Source organism: Seohaeicola zhoushanensis (genome assembly GCF_014656415.1).
Taxonomy (GTDB): domain Bacteria; phylum Pseudomonadota; class Alphaproteobacteria; order Rhodobacterales; family Rhodobacteraceae; genus Seohaeicola_A; species Seohaeicola_A zhoushanensis.
In genome coordinates this window covers 361,805-380,040 of record NZ_BNCJ01000002.1, presented here as the reverse complement: position 1 = coordinate 380,040, position 18,236 = coordinate 361,805, and the positions used below count along the sequence as shown (strand labels likewise).

Annotated in this window: 12 protein-coding genes; 6 read left to right on the top strand and 6 right to left on the bottom strand. The window is 70.2% G+C overall.

Going from position 1 to position 18,236, the window contains the following annotated elements:
• Position 1 precedes the first annotated feature (1 nt).
• Entirely contained in the window at positions 2 to 1,024 is a 1,023-nt protein-coding gene (locus tag IE266_RS05850; protein ID WP_189679100.1) for a methionine synthase, read from the bottom strand.
• A 229-nt stretch (positions 1,025 to 1,253) separates the two neighbouring features.
• On the opposite strand from IE266_RS05850, the gene IE266_RS05845 reads away from it, so the two are divergent.
• The 4 genes from IE266_RS05845 (at position 1,254) to IE266_RS05830 (ending at position 4,631) form a co-directional block, all read left to right on the top strand.
• Entirely contained in the window at positions 1,254 to 1,901 is a 648-nt protein-coding gene (locus IE266_RS05845) for an SDR family oxidoreductase (protein ID WP_189679099.1), read from the top strand.
• A 64-nt stretch (positions 1,902 to 1,965) separates the two neighbouring features.
• Positions 1,966 to 2,748 (top strand): 5'/3'-nucleotidase SurE, encoded by a 783-nt coding sequence (gene surE / locus IE266_RS05840; protein WP_189679098.1) that lies wholly within the window; start codon positions 1,966 to 1,968, stop codon positions 2,746 to 2,748.
• A complete protein-coding gene (locus IE266_RS05835) occupies positions 2,745 to 3,392 on the top strand; it encodes a protein-L-isoaspartate(D-aspartate) O-methyltransferase (protein WP_189679097.1) in 648 nt (215 codons plus the stop codon). Before surE ends, IE266_RS05835 begins: the two co-directional genes overlap by 4 nt.
• 66 nt (positions 3,393 to 3,458) lie before the next feature.
• Complete coding sequence (locus tag IE266_RS05830) at positions 3,459 to 4,631, top strand: peptidoglycan DD-metalloendopeptidase family protein (protein WP_189679096.1); 1,173 nt, start codon at positions 3,459 to 3,461, stop codon at positions 4,629 to 4,631.
• Between the two features lie 25 nt (positions 4,632 to 4,656).
• Here the strand turns inward: IE266_RS05830 and IE266_RS05825 are convergent, their stop codons facing one another.
• Positions 4,657 to 5,382 carry a prephenate dehydrogenase/arogenate dehydrogenase family protein gene (locus IE266_RS05825; RefSeq protein WP_189679095.1) on the bottom strand — a complete coding sequence of 242 codons (726 nt, stop codon included), beginning with the start codon at positions 5,380 to 5,382 and terminating at the stop codon, positions 4,657 to 4,659.
• A 286-nt stretch (positions 5,383 to 5,668) separates the two neighbouring features.
• Here IE266_RS05825 and IE266_RS05820 point away from each other — a divergent pair, with 286 nt between their 5' ends.
• Entirely contained in the window at positions 5,669 to 8,014 is a 2,346-nt protein-coding gene (locus IE266_RS05820; protein ID WP_189679094.1) for a Tex family protein, read from the top strand.
• 70 nt (positions 8,015 to 8,084) lie between these two features.
• On the opposite strand, the gene IE266_RS05815 is transcribed toward IE266_RS05820, so the two are convergent.
• Entirely contained in the window at positions 8,085 to 9,260 is a 1,176-nt protein-coding gene (locus IE266_RS05815) for an acetyl-CoA C-acyltransferase family protein (protein WP_189679093.1), read from the bottom strand.
• Between the two features lie 131 nt (positions 9,261 to 9,391).
• Between IE266_RS05815 and IE266_RS05810 the strand changes: the two genes are divergently transcribed.
• Positions 9,392 to 9,958, top strand: a complete 567-nt coding sequence (locus IE266_RS05810; RefSeq protein WP_189679092.1) for a helix-turn-helix domain-containing protein — start codon at positions 9,392 to 9,394, stop codon at positions 9,956 to 9,958.
• A gap of 108 nt (positions 9,959 to 10,066) precedes the next feature.
• Here the strand turns inward: IE266_RS05810 and pbpC are convergent, their stop codons facing one another.
• From pbpC to IE266_RS05795, 3 genes are read right to left on the bottom strand one after another with little or no spacing between them, the layout of a single operon-like run.
• Entirely contained in the window at positions 10,067 to 12,118 is a 2,052-nt protein-coding gene (gene pbpC / locus IE266_RS05805) for a penicillin-binding protein 1C (protein ID WP_189679091.1), read from the bottom strand.
• Positions 12,111 to 12,668, bottom strand: a complete 558-nt coding sequence (locus tag IE266_RS05800; RefSeq protein WP_189679090.1) for a putative glycolipid-binding domain-containing protein — start codon at positions 12,666 to 12,668, stop codon at positions 12,111 to 12,113. The genes pbpC and IE266_RS05800 overlap by 8 nt, the downstream gene beginning before the upstream one ends.
• Positions 12,665 to 18,100, bottom strand: coding sequence for an alpha-2-macroglobulin family protein (locus tag IE266_RS05795; protein ID WP_189679089.1), 5,436 nt, complete (start codon positions 18,098 to 18,100; stop codon positions 12,665 to 12,667). Before IE266_RS05795 ends, IE266_RS05800 begins: the two co-directional genes overlap by 4 nt.
• Positions 18,101 to 18,236: the final 136 nt, after the last annotated feature.

The following is an 18,236-nucleotide window of genomic DNA, read 5'->3' as shown; positions in this document are numbered from 1 at the left end:
TTCAGGCGCCCAGCTCGGCCCGCAGCAGCGCCGCCCCCGCCCCCAAAGCCGCGATCTTGCCCCGCGCCACGCCCATCGGCATCGGCGCCAGCCCGCAATTGGTGCAGGCCACGATCCGCTCGGGCCGCACGAATTCCATCGCCGCGCGCAGCACGGCGGCCACCTGCTCCGGCGTCTCGACCACCGGCGAGGCCACGTCGATCGCGCCCACCAGCACCTCCTTGTCCGGCAGCAGCCCGATCATCCGCATCGGCACGCGGCTGTTGGCGCATTCGAGCGAGACCTGCCCGATCCGGCTGCCGTTCAGCGCCGGGAAGAAGGCCTCGTACTGGCGCCACTCGTTGCCCAGCGTCGCCTTCCAGTCGGTGTTCTGCTTGATCCCGTAGCCATAGCAGATGTGCACCGCCGTCTTGCATTTCAGCCCCTCGATGGCCCGGTTCAGGCAGTCCACGCCCCAGGTCGCCGCCTCCTCGGTGAAGGCGTTGAAGGCCGGTTCGTCGAACTGGATCACGTCGACCCCCAGCGCCTCCAGCTCGCGCGCCTCCTCGTTCAGGATCTCGGCAAAGGCCATCGCCATCTTCGGGCGGTCGCCGTAATGGGCATCCGCGATGGTGTCGCAGATCGTCATCGGCCCCGGCAGGGTCATCTTCAGCCCCTTGGTCGCCACGCTGCGGCAGAAGGCGGTCGAGCGCGAATGCACCGGCCCCTTGCGCCGCACCGCCGAGACCACCGTCGGCACCTGCGCCTCGTAGCGGTTGTTGCGGATCCCCATCGCGGTCATCCGCTGCCAGTCGATGCCCTCGACCTCCTCGAGGAACCCATGCACGAAATGCTTCCGGAACTGCTCGCCATCGGTGACGATGTCGATCCCCGAGGCCTCCTGGAATTCGATCCATTCCCGCGCCGCGCGGCACTGCCCCTCGAACAGCGCCTCCCCTTCCAGCCGCCAGGGCGCCCAGAGCCGCTCCGGCTCGGCCAGCCAGTCCGGTTTCGGCAAGCTGCCGGCAATCGTCGTCTCGATCATCCTCAAGTCCTCCCTTTCCGGCAGTCTGGCGTGCCCTCCCCCGCCAAGGCAAGCCCCAGCGCGCCGCTCTCGCCGGTTCGCGCCCCGCCCCTGATTTCTTCTCTTCAAAAATACCTCCGGGGGTCCGGGGGCAGCGCCCCCGGCGCTCGTCGCCCGCGCCCTCGCCGGTCCCGGCGCGACGAAACAACCGCTTGACCTCGCGCCCATTCCCGCTCACAGGGTCGCCACCATGACCCAGCTCGCTCTCATCACCGGCGCCTCGCGCGGCCTGGGCGCCGCCCTCGCCGAAGCGCTCGCGCCCACGCATCACATCCTCGCCCTCGCCCGCACCACCGGCGCGCTGGAAGAGCTCGACGACCGTATCCAGGCCGCCGGCGGCAGCGCCACGCTGGCCGTGATGGACGTCACCAACGCCGCGGCGATGCAGACGCTCTGCCGCTCGGTGCATGACCGCTGGGGCAGGCTCGACCTCTGGCTGCACACCGCGATCCACGCCGCACCGCTCAGCCCCGCGGCGCATGTCGATGCCAAGGACTGGGACAAGTCGGTGGCGATCAACGCCAATGCCACCGCCATGCTGATCCCCTATATCGCCCCGCTGCTCGGGCGCGAGGGCCAGGCGGTGTTCTTCGACGACCCGCGCGCGGGCGAGCGCTTCTTCGGCGCCTATGGCGCCACCAAGGCCGCGCAGATTGCCCTGGCGCGCAGCTGGCAGGCCGAGAGCGACCGCACCGGCCCCCGCGTGCATATCGTCGAACCGGCGCCGATGCCGACCGCGATCCGCGCCCGTTTCTTCCCCGGCGAGGACCGCGCCGCCTTGGCCGATCCCAGGGAAGAGGCAGAGCGTCTCCTCAGCCTGATAAACATCAAGATCTAGCGCTCCCTGCTTGCCCTGTCGCGGCCCCTAGCCTATCAAGGCAGAAAACGGGACCAACAGGCGCATGCGCATTCTCATCACCAACGACGACGGCATCAACGCGCCGGGCCTCGAGGTCATGACGGCCATCGCGACCGAGCTTGCCGGCCCCGCCGGCGAGGTCTGGACCGTGGCCCCCGCCTTCGAGCAATCGGGCGTCGGCCATTGCATCAGCTACACCCACCCGATGCTGATCGCCAAGCTCGCCGACCGCCGCTACGCCGCCGAGGGTTCGCCCGCCGACTGCGTGCTTGCCGGGCTGCATGACGTGATGAAGACCTGCCCGCCCGACCTGGTGCTCTCCGGCGTGAACCGGGGCAACAACTCGGCCGAGAACACGCTCTATTCCGGCACCATCGGCGGCGCGATGGAAGCCGCGCTGCAAGGCCTGCCGGCCTTCGCGCTCTCGCAATACATGGGCCCGGCCAACTTCACCGAGGACAACCCCTTCGACGCCGCCGCCGTGCATGGCGCCGCCGTCATCCGCTCGGTGATCGAGGCGATGCCGAACGCCGGCGAGGACTACCGCCTCTTCTACAACGTCAACTTCCCGCCGGTCCCCGCCGCCGGGGTCAAGGGCGTGCGCGTGGTGCGCCAGGGCTTCCGCCGCGGCACCTGCTTCGGCGTCGAACCCCATGCCTCGCCCTCGGGCAAGCGCTTCCTCTGGATCAAGGGCGGCGACCAGCGTGCCGAGACCGCCCCCGATACCGACGCCCACGCCAATCTCGACGGCTACATCTCCGTCACCCCGATGCGCGCCGACCTCACAGCACACGATGCGCTCGATGCGCTTCGGGTCATCGAATGAGCGGCCCGGATCCGGAAACCAAGATGCAGTTCCTCTATGCCCTTCGCTCGCGCGGCGTCACCGACAGCCGCGTGCTCTCGGCCATGGAGAGCATCGACCGCGGCCGCTTCATCACCGGCCTCTTCGCCGAACGCGCCTACGAGGACACGCCGCTGCCCATCGCCTGCGGCCAGACCATAAGCCAGCCCTCGGTCGTCGGCCTGATGACCCAGGCGCTGCAGGTCAGTTCCCGCGACAAGGTACTCGAGGTGGGCACCGGCTCGGGCTACCAGGCGGCGATCCTGTCGCGCCTTGCCCGCCGGGTCTACACGCTCGAACGCCACGCCCGGCTGGTGCGCGAGGCCCAGGCCCTGTTCCAGGCGCTCGACCTCGTAAATATCACCGCGATGATCGCCGACGGCTCCTTCGGGCTGCCCGAACAGGCCCCCTTCGACCGCATCCTGGTGACGGCGGCCGCCGAAGACCCGCCCGGCCCCCTATTGGCGCAATTGAAAATCGGCGGTATCATGGTCGTGCCGGTCGGACAGGCCGAAACCGTCCAGACGCTGATCCGGGTGCATCGCACTGAAAGCGGCTATGATTACGACGAGATCAGGCCGGTCCGCTTCGTTCCGTTGCTCGAGGGCCTCGGGAAAGATGGCTGAGCCGTTTGGGCAAGGCCGAACCGCCACCCCCCGGCCAACAGGGGGGAGCGTATTGAGGATGACGAGATGAGATTTTGCCAGGTCCGTTTTCCCGCCCGCCTGATGGCAGGCGTTGCCTCGCTCGCGTTGCTCGCCGCCTGCGATGAACCGCTCGACTTCGACATGCGTGGCAAGGTGGGCGGCTTCTCGACCGCTCCGGCGGCCCAGTCGGCCGCGCAGAACCGCCCCGCGCCCGACGGGCGCGGCATCATTTCCTATCCGAATTACCAAGTCGCCGTGGCCCGGCGCGGCGATACCGTGTCGAGCGTGGCGAACCGCATCGGCCTCACGCCCGCCGACCTCGCCCGCTACAACGGCCTGACCCCCGGTGACGAGCTGCGCGAGGGCGAGGTTCTCGCCCTGCCCCGCCGCGTTGCCGAATCCTCGGCGGGCGGTGTCGACATCTCGGCCATCGCCGGCAGCGCCATCGACGCCTCGCCCCGTTCCGCCCCCGCGGCGGTGACCACCACCAGCCTGCCGCCCTCGGGCTCGGCTGCCGCCGCCCCGGCCACCGCGGCGCCCAAGTCCGAGCCGGTGCGCCACAAGGTGGTGCGCGGCGAAACGGCCTATACCGTCTCGCGGCTCTACCAGGTCTCGGTCAAGGATCTGGCCGACTGGAACGGCCTCGGCCCCGATTTCTCGATCCGCGAAGGCCAGTATCTGCTGATCCCGGTCAAGGGCGCCACGCCGCCCAAGGTCGCCCCTGCCGTGGTCACCAAGCCCGGCGCCGGCAGCGAGACCCCGGTCCCGCCGAGCGCCGCCAAGCCGCTTCCGAACGAGAAGATCGCCGCCAAGCCGCCCGCCGCCCCGGCGGTCTCGGTCGGCCAGCCGAGCCGCGATCCGCAGGCCTCGGCAGCCATGGCCTACCCGGTCAACGGCAAGATCATCCGCACCTATACCAAGGGCAAGAACGACGGCATCGACATCGCCGCAGCCCCCGGCACGGCGGTGACCGCCGCCGCCGACGGCACCGTGCGCGCGATCACCGCCAGCGCCGACAAGGTCGCCATCGTGGTGATCCAGCACCCCAACAACCTGCTGACGGTCTACGCCAACGTCGACGGCATCGCGGTGAAAAAGGGCGACAGCGTCAAGCGCGGCCAGAAACTCGCCCAGCTCCGCGCCGGCGAGAACGCCTATGTCCACTTCGAGGTCCGCAAGGGCTTCGACAGCCAGGACCCGACGCCCTACCTGAACTGACCGGCGGGCCTTTCGGCCCGCTGCCTCAGATCCTCGCCCGGATCGCGCTTACCAGCCGCTCGCCCATCGGCGCGAAATGGCGGTTTCCGCGGGCGATGGCTTCGAAGACCTCCGGGGCATCATTGGCCACCAGGGCCAGCCCCTCGGCGATCAGGTCGAAGCTCCGCGTGCGGATTGCCGGCCGGTCGCCCAGGCTGGCGACGACCTGGGCCAGCAGGTGCGTCAGCCCCTGCGTCATCGCGACCTGGCGGTCGTGATCCTCGGGCGTGGTGACGATGACCTCCAGCTTCAGCACCCGTTCCAGGAAACGGGCGATGCCGCGCCAGCGCGCGCCGCGCAGCGGGCAGAGCACGATCTGGCTGTTCTCCACCCCGCGCTTCGCGCTCTGCGGCCCGAACATCGGATGGCAGGCCAGGATCTCGGCATGGGGCGGCAGCAGGTCGCTCATCAGGCGCGCCGGCTCTTCCTTGACCGAGCAGACGTCGACAACCAGCTGGCCGGGCCGAAGATGCGGCGCAATCGCGCGCAGCACCTCGTCGAAGGCCCTGAGCGGAACGGCGAGGATCACCACATCGGCGCGGATGTCCTCGATCCGGGCGACAAGGTCGAACCCCAGCGCCGAGGCGGCCTCCATCGCCACGGCCGAGCGATCATGGACCGAGACGCGGGCATAGGGCGCGAGCAGCCGCGCGACGAGCTGCCCGAAGGCGCCGAAGCCTATGATGGTAACCGTGACTTTCGAGCTGGCCATGATCTGATCCTTGGGTAGAGAGGCCAGGGATCACGAGCTTGTTCTGCAGGACCGCTGGCACGTGGCAGCGGTGAACACAGGGTTTACGCCGCTACCTAAGGCAGCGGGTAATACGCAACGTTGAAGATGATCGCGTTCGTGAACATGCGCCCGATTAGTCGCGCTACGGGGTAAAAGTCAAGCGCCGCGCCATCGGCCTCATCCCGCCCGGCCCGCCTCTTCCCGCTTCCCCGCCGCGCGCGCGGCGTCTATGTAGGGCGTCCAGACCAAGGACATGAGGTTTTGCATGGATCGCGCCACCCGCATCAACCAGACCATCGGGACCGAGATCGGCGCCGCCGCCGCGCAGGTCGCCGCCGCCGTACGCCTGCTCGACGAAGGCGCCACGGTGCCCTTCGTGGCGCGCTATCGGAAGGAAGTCACCGGCGGCCTGGACGACACCCAGCTGCGCACGCTCGCCGACCGGCTCGGCTATCTGCGCGAGATGGATGACCGGCGCGATGCAATCCTCAAGTCGATCTCGGAACAGGGCAAGCTGACCGACGACCTCTCGCGCGCCATCGCCGGGGCCGCGACCAAGGCCCAGCTGGAAGACATCTACCTCCCCTACAAGCCCAAGCGCCGCACCAAGGCGATGATCGCCCGCGAGAACGGGCTGGAACCGCTACGCGACGCCATCCTCTCCAACCGCGCCGCCGACCCCGAGGTGCTGGCCGCCGCCTATGTGACCGAGGCGGTGCCCACCGTGAAGGACGCCTTGAACGGCGCGCGCGACATCCTGACCGAGGAACTGGCCGAGAACGCCGGCCTGCTGGGCGACCTGCGGACCTTCCTGCAGAGAGAGGCCATCCTCACCTCGCGCGTGGTCGAGGGCCAGGAGGAGAAGGGCGCCAAGTTCTCCGACTACTTCGCCCATACCGAACGCTGGGCCGACGTGCCCTCGCACCGCGCGCTCGCCATGATGCGCGCCTGGAAGGAGGGCGTCGTCCAGCTCGACATCGGCCCCGACCCCGAAACCGGCCAGCCCCGCTGCGAGGCCATGGTCGCCGCGCGCCTCGAAACCAACGGCACCGGCCCCGGCGACACCTGGCTGCGCACCGTCGCCAGCTGGACCTGGCGCGTCAAGCTCGCCACCTCGATGATGCTCGACCTGATGGCCGACCTGCGCGCCCGCGCCCAGGACGAGGCCATCGCCGTCTTTGCCCGCAACCTCAAGGACCTGCTGCTTGCCGCCCCCGCCGGCGCGCGCCCGACGCTGGGCCTCGATCCGGGCATCCGCACCGGGGTCAAGGCCGCCGTGATCGACGCCACCGGCAAGCTGGTGGCGACCGAAACGCTCTACCCCTTCCAGCCCAAGAACGACCTGCGCGGCGCGCAAGGCGCGATCATGGCGCTGATCGCCAGGCACGGCATCCAGCTCATCGCCATCGGCAACGGCACCGCCTCGCGCGAGACCGAGAAGCTGGTGGCCGACACGCTGGCCATGCTGCCCCCGGGCGTGCAGAAACCCACCAAGGTCATCGTCAGCGAGGCCGGCGCCTCGGTCTATTCCGCCTCGGAACTCGCCGCCCGCGAATTCCCCGACCTCGACGTCTCGCTGCGCGGCGCGGTCTCGATCGCCCGCCGCCTGCAGGACCCGCTGGCCGAGCTGGTCAAGATCGAACCCAAGAGCATCGGCGTCGGCCAGTATCAGCACGACGTCGACCAGCACCGCCTGGCCAGGTCGCTCGAAGCGGTGGTCGAGGACGCGGTGAACGCCGTCGGCGTCGACCTCAACACCGCCTCGGCGCCGCTGCTGGCGCATGTCTCGGGCCTTGGCCCCGGCCTGGCCGAGGCCATCGTCTTCCACCGCGACACCCACGGCGCCTTCGCCTCGCGCCAGGACCTGCTCAAGGTCTCGCGCCTCGGCCCCCGCGCCTTCGAGCAATGCGCCGGCTTCCTGCGCATCCGCGACGGGGCCGAGCCGCTGGACGCCTCCTCGGTCCACCCCGAGGCCTATGACCTTGCCCGCCGCATCGTCGCCGCTTGCGGCCGCGACCTCCGCACGATCCAGGCCGACCCCAAGCTGCTGCGTGGCCTCTCGCCCGACCGTTTCGCCGATGACCGCTTCGGCCTGCCGACGGTGCGCGACATCCTCTCGGAACTGGAAAAGCCCGGCCGCGACCCGCGCCCGACCTTCAAGACCGCGACCTTTGCCGAGGGCGTCAACGACATCAAGGACCTCAAGCCCGGTATGCGTCTCGAAGGCACGGTGACCAACGTGGCCGCCTTCGGCGCCTTCGTCGACATCGGCGTGCATCAGGACGGGCTGGTCCACGTCAGCCAGCTCTCGGACCGCTTCGTCAAGGACCCGCACGAGGTGGTGAAGGCCGGCGACGTGGTGCAGGTCCGCGTGACCGAGGTGGACGTGCCGCGCAAGCGCATCGGGCTGAGCATGAAGAAGGACGGCGGCACCTCGGCGCGCGAGGACCGCGCCGCCCGCGACAGCGACCCGCGCGGCAACCGCCGCGACGGGCCGCGCGGGGCGGGCAAACCGGCAGCGAAGGGCGGTGCTTCGGCCGGCCCGAAGGGTGGCAACGACAGCCCCGGCGCACTTGGCGCGGCGCTGCTCAACGCCTTCAAGAAGAACTGAAAAAGGCCAGGGGCGTCACCGCCCCCGGCCATTGTTTCCCGCAGCGGGGGCCGCGCCCCCGCCCGATGCCTCAAAGACGTTCGATTGCCAGCGCGATGCCCTGGCCACCACCGATGCACATGGTGATGAGACCGCGCTTGCCGCCGATCCGCTCCAGTTCATACAGCGTCTTGATGGTGATGATCGCGCCGGTCGCGCCGACCGGGTGGCCCAGTGCGATGGCGCCGCCGTTCGGGTTCACCTTGCCGGTGTCCAGCCCCAGTTCGCGGTTGACGGCGATGGCCTGGGCCGCGAAGGCCTCGTTGCTCTCGATCACGTCGAAATCCGCTGCCGTCAGGCCGGTCTTCTTGAACAGGTTCTGCACCGCCGGGATCGGACCGATGCCCATCACCTCGGGGCGCACGCCGGCATGGGCATAGCCGATCACCCGCGCCTTCGGCTTCAGCCCGGCCCTGGCCGCCGCATCCGCCGTCGCCAGCACGATGGCGGCCGCGCCGTCATTGATGCCGCTGGCATTGCCCGCGGTCACGCTGCCGTCCTTCTTGAACACCGGGCGCAGGCCCGCCAGCGCCTCGGCTGTGGTGGCCTTCGGGTGCTCGTCAACCTTGAACGGCACCTTCTCGCGTTTCACCATCACCTCGACCGGGGCGATCTGGCTGTCGAAATAGCCCGCCGCGATGGCCGCCGCCGCCCGCTCCTGCGAGAGCAGCGCGAAGGCGTCCTGGTCGGCGCGGGTGATCTGGTGCTCCGAGGCGACATTCTCGGCGGTGACACCCATGTGGCCGGTGCCGAAGGGGCAGTTCAGCGTGCCCAGCATCATGTCGATCGCCTTGACGTCGCCCATCTTCTGGCCCCAGCGAACCGCCGGCATGATGTAGGGGCTGCGCGACATGCTCTCGGCGCCGCCCGCCAGCGCGAACTCGGCATCGCCCAGCATCAGCGCCTGCACCGCCGAGACGATGGCCTGCGCGCCCGATCCGCAAAGCCGGTTCACGTTCATCGCCGGGGTGCTCTCGGGAATGCCCGCCTGCATCGCCGCGACGCGGCTCAGATACATGTCGCGCGGCTCGGTGTTGATGACATGGCCAAAGACGACATGGCCGATCTGCTTGCCCTCGACGCCCGAACGCTCCAGGGCCGCCTCGGTGGCCACGGTCGCCAGGTCGATCGGCGCGGTGCTGGCCAGGGCGCCTCCGAAAGTGCCGATCGCGGTGCGGGCACCGTCCAGGATCACGATGTCGGTCATGTCTTGTCCTCCTAGGTCCATGAGTCGCGGCGGACTATGGCCCTCGCCGCGCCGCAGCGCCAGCCCCATGTCATGCGACGTCGCGTGCCGGGGCGATTGACAAGCGGCGCCCGGCGGCGGATGAATCCGTCATGACGGAAAATACCGACGATATCCTGAACCGCCTGCCCGCCCGCCTCAAGGAGGCGCGCCGCGCCCAGGGCCTTTCGCTCGAAGCGGTGGCCAACCTTTCGGGCGTCTCCCGCTCGATGGTCAGCCAGATCGAGCGCGGCGAGTCGAGCCCGACCATCGCCACGCTCTGGAACCTGACGCGGGCGCTGCAGGTCGATTTCGCCGGCCTGCTCGACGCCGAGGCCGCGCGCGACCGCGTCGATGTGCTGCGCGCGGCAGCCGCTCCGACCATCGACAACCGGGGCGAAGGCTGCCGCATCCGCATCCTGTCGCCGCCCGAAGAGGCCGGCCACCACGAACTCTACGAGCTGATCTTCGCGGCCGGCGGCGTGCTCGACAGCAAGCCGCACGCCCGCGGGGCGCGCGAACAGCTGACCGTGATCGAGGGCGAGCTCACCGTCACCTCGGGCAGCGCCGAGGCGGCGCTTGCCACCGGCGACTCCGCCCGCTACGCCGCCGACGTGCCCCACCGCATCGCCGCCAGGGGCGGCGCGGCGCGGGCCTTCCTGGTGGTCAAGGACGCCTGAAATGGTGTCCTGGAAATCACTCCCAATGAAAATACAATGATTCCAGTTGCTTGCCCCCCGTCCTAGCTGGGACACCCGGCGCGGCGGGGTGAAACCCCGCCCTACGCCTCAGTCGAGCTGCACGGTCACCCGCGACGAACTCCCCGCCCGGTCGATCACCACCAGCGTCGAGAACCCCCGCCCCGGCGCGGCGATCTCGATCTCGCGGCCCTGCGCGCCCGTCGCCACCGGCCGCCCGTTCGCCAGCACCGAGAAAGGCGCCGCCCCGCCCCGCAGCTTCAGCGTCACCGGACCGCCCCCCAGCGCCAGACGCGCCCCGTCTGGCGGGAAGGTCAGCTCGACCCCGCCCGCCGCCGCCTCGAAGGCGGCATCGCGGGGACGGAACCGCTGCAACGGCAGCGGCAGCTCGGCGGCGGTCACGATCAGCGTCGCCGGCGGCGGCGGCGGCAGCCGCTCGAAGCCCTGCTTCAGCCGCCCGAAGGCATCGAACAGCACCGGCGCCGCCAGGTCGCCGCCAAAGGCGCCCGGCACCGGCGTCCCGTCGGGCCGCCCCATCCAGACCCCGATCACATGCCGCCCGTCATAGCCGATCGCCCAGGCATCGCGGTGCCCGTATGAGGTGCCCGTCTTGTAGGCCACCACCCCCGAAGGTGCCCCCGGCGGCGGCGTCAGACCGGCCAGGATATGCCCCACCTGCCAGGCCGCCTCGGGCGAGATTAGCTTCTGATGCAGCGCCCCCGCCGCGCCCAGCCGCGCGTTCAGGCCCACACCCTGCCCGCCCTCGGCCAGCGCGGCATAGAGCTGCACCAGGTCCTCCAGCGTGATCCCCAGCCCGCCCAGCGCAATCGCCAGTCCCGGCTTGCCGCCCGGAATGTGCAGCCGCGCCCCCGACCGCTCCAGCGCGGCGGTGATCCGCGCCGGGCCCAGCACCTCGGCCAGCCGCACCACCGGGATGTTGAGCGACTGCTGCAGCGCCTCGCGCACCCGGATATCGCCGCGGAACTGGCCGTCGAAATTGCGCGGCGCATAGCGCCCGAAGGTCACCGGACCATCGTGGATCAGCGTCTCGGGATGGGCCAGCCCCTGGTCGAAGGCCAGCCCGTAGATCAGCGGTTTCAGCAGCGACCCCGGCGAGCGCACCGCCTGGGTCATGTCGACATAGCCCTCGCGCGCCTCGGCCGCGTAAGCGGGCGAGCCGACGGAGGCGATGATCTCGCCGGTCTGATGATCGACCGCCACCAGCGCGACCGAGACGCGCGGACCGGCACCGCGCACCGCCTCGGCCAGCAGCCGCTCCATCGCCGCCTGCACGGTTGCATCGACCGTCAGGTCGTGGCGCGCCAGGTCCGGGGCCTCGGCCCGCATCCGGTCGCCGAGATGGGCGGCCAGCTGGGGAAACGGCCGCATCGCCGTCGGCACCGGGCTGCGCAGCGCGGCGGCGGCCTCGCCTGCCTCCAGCGCCCCCTGCGCGGCGCTGCGCGCCAGCACCCGGTCGCGCGCCGCCCGCGCCGCCGCCGCGTTGCGGTCGGGGCGGCGGGTTTCGGGCGATTGCGGCAGCGCCACCAGCAGCGCCGCCTCGGCCGGGGTCAGCCGGCGCGGCTCCTTGCCGAACCAGGCGAAGGTCGCGGCGCGCAGCCCCTCGATATTGCCGCCGAAGGGCGCGTGGGTCAGGTAGAGGCGCAGGATCTCGTCCTTGGACAGCCGCCGCTCCAGCGCCAGCGCCACCCGCATCTGCCGCAGCTTGCCGGCCCAGCGCCCAGTCGGCCCGTCCTCGATCAGCCGCGCCACCTGCATGGTCAGGGTCGAGCCGCCCGAGACGGTGTCCCCGTTCACCACCGCCTGCCCGACCGCGCGCAGCAGCGCCAGCGGGTCGACGCCCTGGTGGGTCAGGAACCGCTTGTCCTCGTAGCGCAACAGCATCCCGACATAGGCCGCATCGACCTCGGCGGGGGTCACCGCAAGCCGCCAGATGCCGTTGCCGACCTGGTAGGCGCGCAGTAGCTGGCCGTTGCGGTCGCGCGTCTCGACCGAGGTCTCGGCAAGGACCGGCGGCAGCACGGTGGCGTCAATCCAGGCGTCCGCCGCATCGCGGCTCGCCCCGGCCAGGCCGAGGGCGAGGGCAAGCCCGAAGAACCAGCGGTGGGGCGCCCCTTCAGGCATCGACCCAGCCCTCCCAGAGGCCGGAATACTGGGTGACGAAGCCAGTCGGATGCACCCTCAGCCGGGTGGAATAGCCTGTTGAGTCATAGGCGTAATCATCCTCGTCGATCCGCGTGTAGCTCTGCGCCAGCGGCCGCATGGCGTCGAGCGAAGGCACCAGCCAGGCCGCCACCACCGGCACCGGGATGGGGCCGTCGGGTACCAAACGGCGGATCGGCAGCAGGTTGGTCGCAGGGGTGAAGCAGAGGTCGAGATCGACGCAGCCGCCGGTCTCGGGCTGTAGCACGCCGTTCAGCATCCAGCCCTCCTCTCCGCGCAGCAGGCGCAGGGCGATCTCCTCCTCCCCTCGCCGGCCGGCGATATCCGCGGAGAGGCTGCGCCATTCCCTGTCGCAGCGCACCGCATAGGAGAGTTCGGTTTCCACCTCCTCCTCGCGCCAGGCCGCCTGCCCCGAGAGGAGCCAGCCGTGTTCTGCCGACCCCAGGGTGCAACGGTCGGTGCCCTCGCCGTCGATGCGGCGCCAATGCGCGGTGCAGACCGTCCCGCTCATTCCGTCACGGTCACCCGCCCCGCGTCGCTCCGCGCGCGGTAGGTCGGGCGGTACATGTCCTCGACCGAGGCCGCGGGCTGGTGGAAGCTGCCGGGGCTGACGGCACGGGCGATATAGGCCAGTCGAACCTGTTTGCCACCGCGCAGATCGACCTGGGCGAGGAAGCGGTCCGAACGGAACTCGCTATGGACCGCCTCCGATGGGTCGAGCCAGTCGAGCGCGCCGACATCGCCCGAGCGCAGCAGGTTCGGGTTGTCGATCTCGACCCCGGCGGGCAGCGGGTCGTCGACCATCAGCCGCGCCTCGGCATTCTCGAAGGGCCTCACCTCGATCACCGTGACGAAACGCTCGCCCACCTGGAAGATGGTGCCGTCGAGCGGATCGCCCTCCAAAGTGTAATAGCTGCGCGTGATCGCATAGCCGTTGCCACCGGCCGCCGGCGGCACCTCGGGGATGCCGAAGGTGGTCAGGGTGATGTCGGTCGGCTTGCCGTCGGTGGTGGTGATGCTGGCGCCCTGGCTGGGCGTGTCATCCTCGCGCACCATGACGAATGGACCGTCCACAGCGGCCCCGTTCAGCCGCAGGTTCGACTGGTTCGGCGCCCGGACCAACGCCTGTGCCGCCATCAGCGACCAGGTCGCCTCCTGCGTCGAGAGGCGGTCGGACTGCCCCGTCACCCGGTCGGTCAGGGCCGAGACGTTGATCGCCGTGCTGCCCGCCTCGGTCGCCAGCGCCAGCACCGCCGCGTTGTCGCGCAGGTAGGTGCCATAATCGGCGCGCCAGACTGGCTGTTCCGCCTGGCGGCGCTGGATCAGCTTTGCGGCACGGGCAAACATCGCATCGGCGCGGGTCTGGTCGCCATAGGCCGCCAGCGCCGCGCCCACCTGGGCCGCCGCCATCGGGGTCGAGAAGGCGTCGCCCTTGATGTCGGCGTAATAGCGCAGATCGCCCATCGCCGCCGCCCCCTCGCGTGCCAGCACCATCAGCGCATAGGCGATCTCTTCGCCGCCCTCGTCGAAATCGGCGGCATAGTTGACGTGGTTGCGCAGGTTGTCCATCGCCAGCCGGAAGGCCAGGTCGGGCACCTGGTAGCCCTCGGCGCGCGCGCGGCTCAGGAAATCAGAGGCATAGGCATCCAGCCAGAAGTCGCCCGAATCCGGCCGCCAGAGGCCGAAGGCGCCATTGGCCGACTGCCGCGACAGCACCTTGGCGATGGCCGCCTCGATGCGCTCCTTGACCGCCGGGCCATCCCCCATCCCCGCCGCCTTGGCGACCGACGAGAGATAGAGCAGCGGCATCGCCTTCGAGGTGATCTGCTCGGTGCAGCCATAGGGATACTGGTCGAGCATCGTCAGCAGGCCGGGCGCGTCGAACCGCGCCAGCGGGCCGGCTGAGAGGATCGCCTTGCCGGTGCCGGGTCGCATTCCGGTGAAGACGTCGTTGGTGAAGGCAAAGCTCTGCCCCCCGCCCAGCGCGAACCGCCGGGTCTGCGCGATCACCGGGTCGTTCGAACGCACCGGCATCCGCAGGGTCTGGCGCAGCACCTCGCCGTCGGGGGTGGTCAGCAGCACCTCGATCTCGGGATCGCTGACCGCACCGGCGGTGACGGGCACCTGGAACACCGCCTTGCCACCGGGGCTCAGGGTGAACTTGCCCGGCCCGGCGCCCAGGCTCAGGCCGGCGCCGCCGGCCAGCGCCAGTGTCATCTCGCCGGCCGGGCCATCGGCATGGACCACCTCGAGCAGCATCCGGCTGGTATCGCCCGGCGCAAGGAAACGTGGGACCGTCGCGGTGACGACCACCGGGTCGCGCACCAGCATGTCATGTTCGGCCTGCCCCACGGCCGATTTGCTCCAGGCCACGGCCATCAAGCGCACGGTCCCGTTGAAGGGCGGCAGGGCGATGTCGATGCTGGCCTCGCCATTGGCGTCGACCTCGACCACGCCGCTGAAGCTGGCCATCAGGTCCTGCGTCGGCGGCGGCGATTGCAGCCGCGCGCCCATGTCGCCGTCCCCGCCCGAGCGCACGGTGCCCATGGCCCCGTTCATCCCGTCGATGAGCCGGCCATAGACGTCGCGGATCTCGACGCCCAGACGGCGCTGGCCGAAGTAATGGCCCTGCGGGTTCGGGCTCTTGAAGCCGGTGAGGTTCAGGATCCCCACGTCGACGGCGGCGAGCGTCAGATAGGCCTGTTCGCCCGCCTTGCCGCCCTCGACCCTGACCTTGACCGACTGGGTCTGGCGCGGCTCGGCGACTTCGGGCGTTTCGATCGTCACCCGCAGCGCCTTGTCGCCGGGGTTGATGCGGGCATGGGCCAGCCCGAGGCTGCGCGCCGGGTTCTGCCCGGCGACGACATCCATCGGCCGGATCACCGTGGCGCTGACATAGGCGCCGGTCCCCCAGTCGGCGGTGACCGGCACCGGGATCAGGCTTTCGCCCGCCGGCACCTCGACCGCCTGGCGCGAGATCACGCGGTTGGACATGACCGTGACCAGCGCCACCGCCGCCTCGCGCGGGACGATGCGCAGCTGTGCGGTATCGCCAACCGCGTAGTCCGGCTTGTCGAGCGACATCTCCAGCCGGTCCGGCGTCGCCGAGCTGTCGCCCGCCGCATACCAGCCGGCGTAAAAGTCGAAGGCGGCCGAAGTAAAGTCACCGTCCACCCGTTCCACCACCAACTCGTATTGCCCCCATTCCACCGGATTCTGCACCGTCAGCGAGGCCGAACCGATCGTGCCCTCGCCACTGGCGACACGGGTGCGGCGCACGGTCGGCTCCCAGTTCCAGTCGCCATACAGTTGGTACCACTGGTAATGGGTGCGGACGCGGTTGAGCGTCCATTTCACCTGCATCGGCACCTGTTTCAGATCGGGGCCCAGCGCGATCACCTCGAAGGCCGCTTCCGACCCTTCGGCCACCACGTCCTCGAACAGCGGCTTGATGCCGATCACCGGGCCATCCGGGCGCACCGGCGCGATCAGGCGGCGTTCGACCGGGCGGGCGGAACCGTCCGCCACGCGGGTAACGAACCGCGCCTCCATCGGGAAACCGGTCGCCTCGATCTGCGGCAGGTCGACGTAGAGGGTCGCGTTGCCCCCGGCATCGGTGCGCTCGCCGCCGAAATAGTCGGACCGGGGCGAGGTATCGGCGTCATAGCGGCCAAAGCTGTAGCCCGGCCACTCGGCGACGCTGCGCACGGCGGCAAGGGTCACGTTGCCCTCGACCGAAAGGTCGGCGCCCGGCGCGCCGAACAGATACTTGGCAGCGACAGTCAGCGGCGCCTGATCGCCCGCCATCAGCGGCGCATCGGGCAGCGAGAGGGTGAAGTCAATCCGCTCGGGCAGGAAGTCCTCGACCAGCACGGTGGTGCTGGCCAGCGCCGGCGCATCGGGGTCGGTCTTGATGTCAAGCCGCCAGGACCCGCGCGGAACCGTCGTGCCCACCGGAATGTCGAAGACATGCCCCCCCTGCACCCCGCCGCCCGAGATCAGGCGGCGGTATTCCACCCCGTCGGGGCGGCTCAGAATGGCGATCAGCGGCAGCCCCTCGATGGCCTGCACGGTGCCGTCGCGCGACAGCACGGTGGCGTGGATGGTCTCGCCGGCGCGATAGGCGCCGCGGTCGGTGGTCAGGAACACATCGACTGGCCCGGCGGGCGCGCGGCCCTCGACGCCCCGGTCTGACAGGTCAAAGGCCGGCTCGGTCAGGCTCAGGAAACCGATGTCGCTGTCGCCCATGTTCGCCAGCACCAGCGCCGGCGCCGCGCCCGAAGTGCCGCGCGTCAGCCCCGGCTCGAAATGCGCAAGGCCCTCGGCATCGGTCACCGCCTTGCCCAGCACCGCGTTGGCGCGCGAGACCAGCGTGACCTCGACCCCCGCACGCGCCTGCGCGTCCGACAGGCCGCGCACCGTCACGTCCAGCCCCTCGGTGCCCGACAGCGTCGAGAGGCCGAGATCCGACAGCACGAACCACTGCGTCGCCCCCGGTTCCTCATAGGGATCGGCCCCCGGCACGCTCGCACTCAGCGCATAGATCCCCGCCGGCTGCCCGGCAATCGCCTCGCCCATCGGCAGGCGGGTGGTCATGTCGCGGTTGAGCTCGGTCGAGACCTCGGCGGTGCCGCTCCAGACGTCCTGCGCGATGTTGCCGGCGAAATCCTCTTCCTGCCAATAGGACAGCGGCCGCCCGAAATAGCCGCCCTGGAAAGCGCGCAGCAGGTTGCGGTCGCTGACCCGGCGCAGCTTCAGGTCGAGCTTGGTCAGGTTGACCGTCTCGATCGGCAGCGCCGCGTCGGCCGACTTGGGCAGCACATAGGCCCGGCCGGGGAACCGCACGGCGGGCGAGCGGTCGCGCACGTATTGGGTGATCTCGACGTCCTTCCACAGCGTCTCGCCATCGCCCGCGGGCAGGCCGCGCCGGAAGGTGATCCGATAGCGCTCCCCATGCTCCACCCCCTCGACGCAAAGCTGGTTGCCATCGGCCGAGACCGCCAGCCCCGACGACTCGGAGCGCACGAAGGGTTCGTAATCCACCCCGATCTTCGCCAGCGGCTCGGAGAACTGGGCGCAGATGCGCGGCGCGGCGGTGTCGCTCTCGACCGTGGTCTCGGTGATGCGGAAGCCGTATTTCCCCACCGCCTTCTCAAGCGCCTGTTCGATGTCGTCGCGCGCTTGCTCCTCCGAGGCCAGCCGCAGCGCCGGGATCATGTCGCGCCCGCGTTGCAGGCCCTCCAGCCCCTCGGACATGGTCAGCAGCGCCGAGGCCCGCAGCGCCGGGCTTTCGGCACGCAGGTAGGCATTGGCCGCCGATTGCACCGCGCGCCGCAGGTTGTCGCGCCGGTCCGAGCCGTTGTTCGTCCGGATCGCCACCAGCAGCCGGGCGTAATCGGCCCAGAGATCGGCGCGGTCGCTCGCCGCGACGGCGGCCCCGGTCCAGCCCATCGCCTGCGCCGTATTGCCTGCCGTCTCGCGCGCGCGGGCGGTGGCCAGCAGCGCATCGAGGTCGATCCCGCCGCCCTGGTGCCGCAGCCCGATGTTGCGGGCGATGGCCTCGGCATCCGCGAGATCCGAAGTGCCGAGGAAGCCAAGCCGGGCCGCCCGTTGGGCCGCCGCCGCGCGCACCGCCGGCGCGGTGGCGATTTTCTCGGCCGAGAGCGCCCCGACATAGGGCTTCCGGTCGGTCACGCCCCGCTTGGGAAAGCAGGCGTTCGACCGGGAGTTGAAGGTGAAGGCGGAACAGGCGGCATTCGCCGAACAGGCCCGTTCGCACGATTGCAGGGTCGTGTCGAAGACCGCGTCGAGGTCGGCGCCATAGAAGTCGATGTCACGGGTGACGACATAGCGGAACTCGGGAACAGCGCTCTGCGCCGAGACCGAGGCAGCCGTGACCAGGGAAAGAACAAGGGTGAAAAATGTTACGCGAAAACGAGTCATGAATGCCTCCTGCAGTTGCCGCGCAGGGTCGCACGAGCGGGCCGAAGCTGGCAACCGTTTCCCCCGGACAGCGCAACTTAAGCGGTTGTTTACCGTCCGTGGCGAAGGTGAGGCCGGGCCGCCCGGCGCGCCCGTT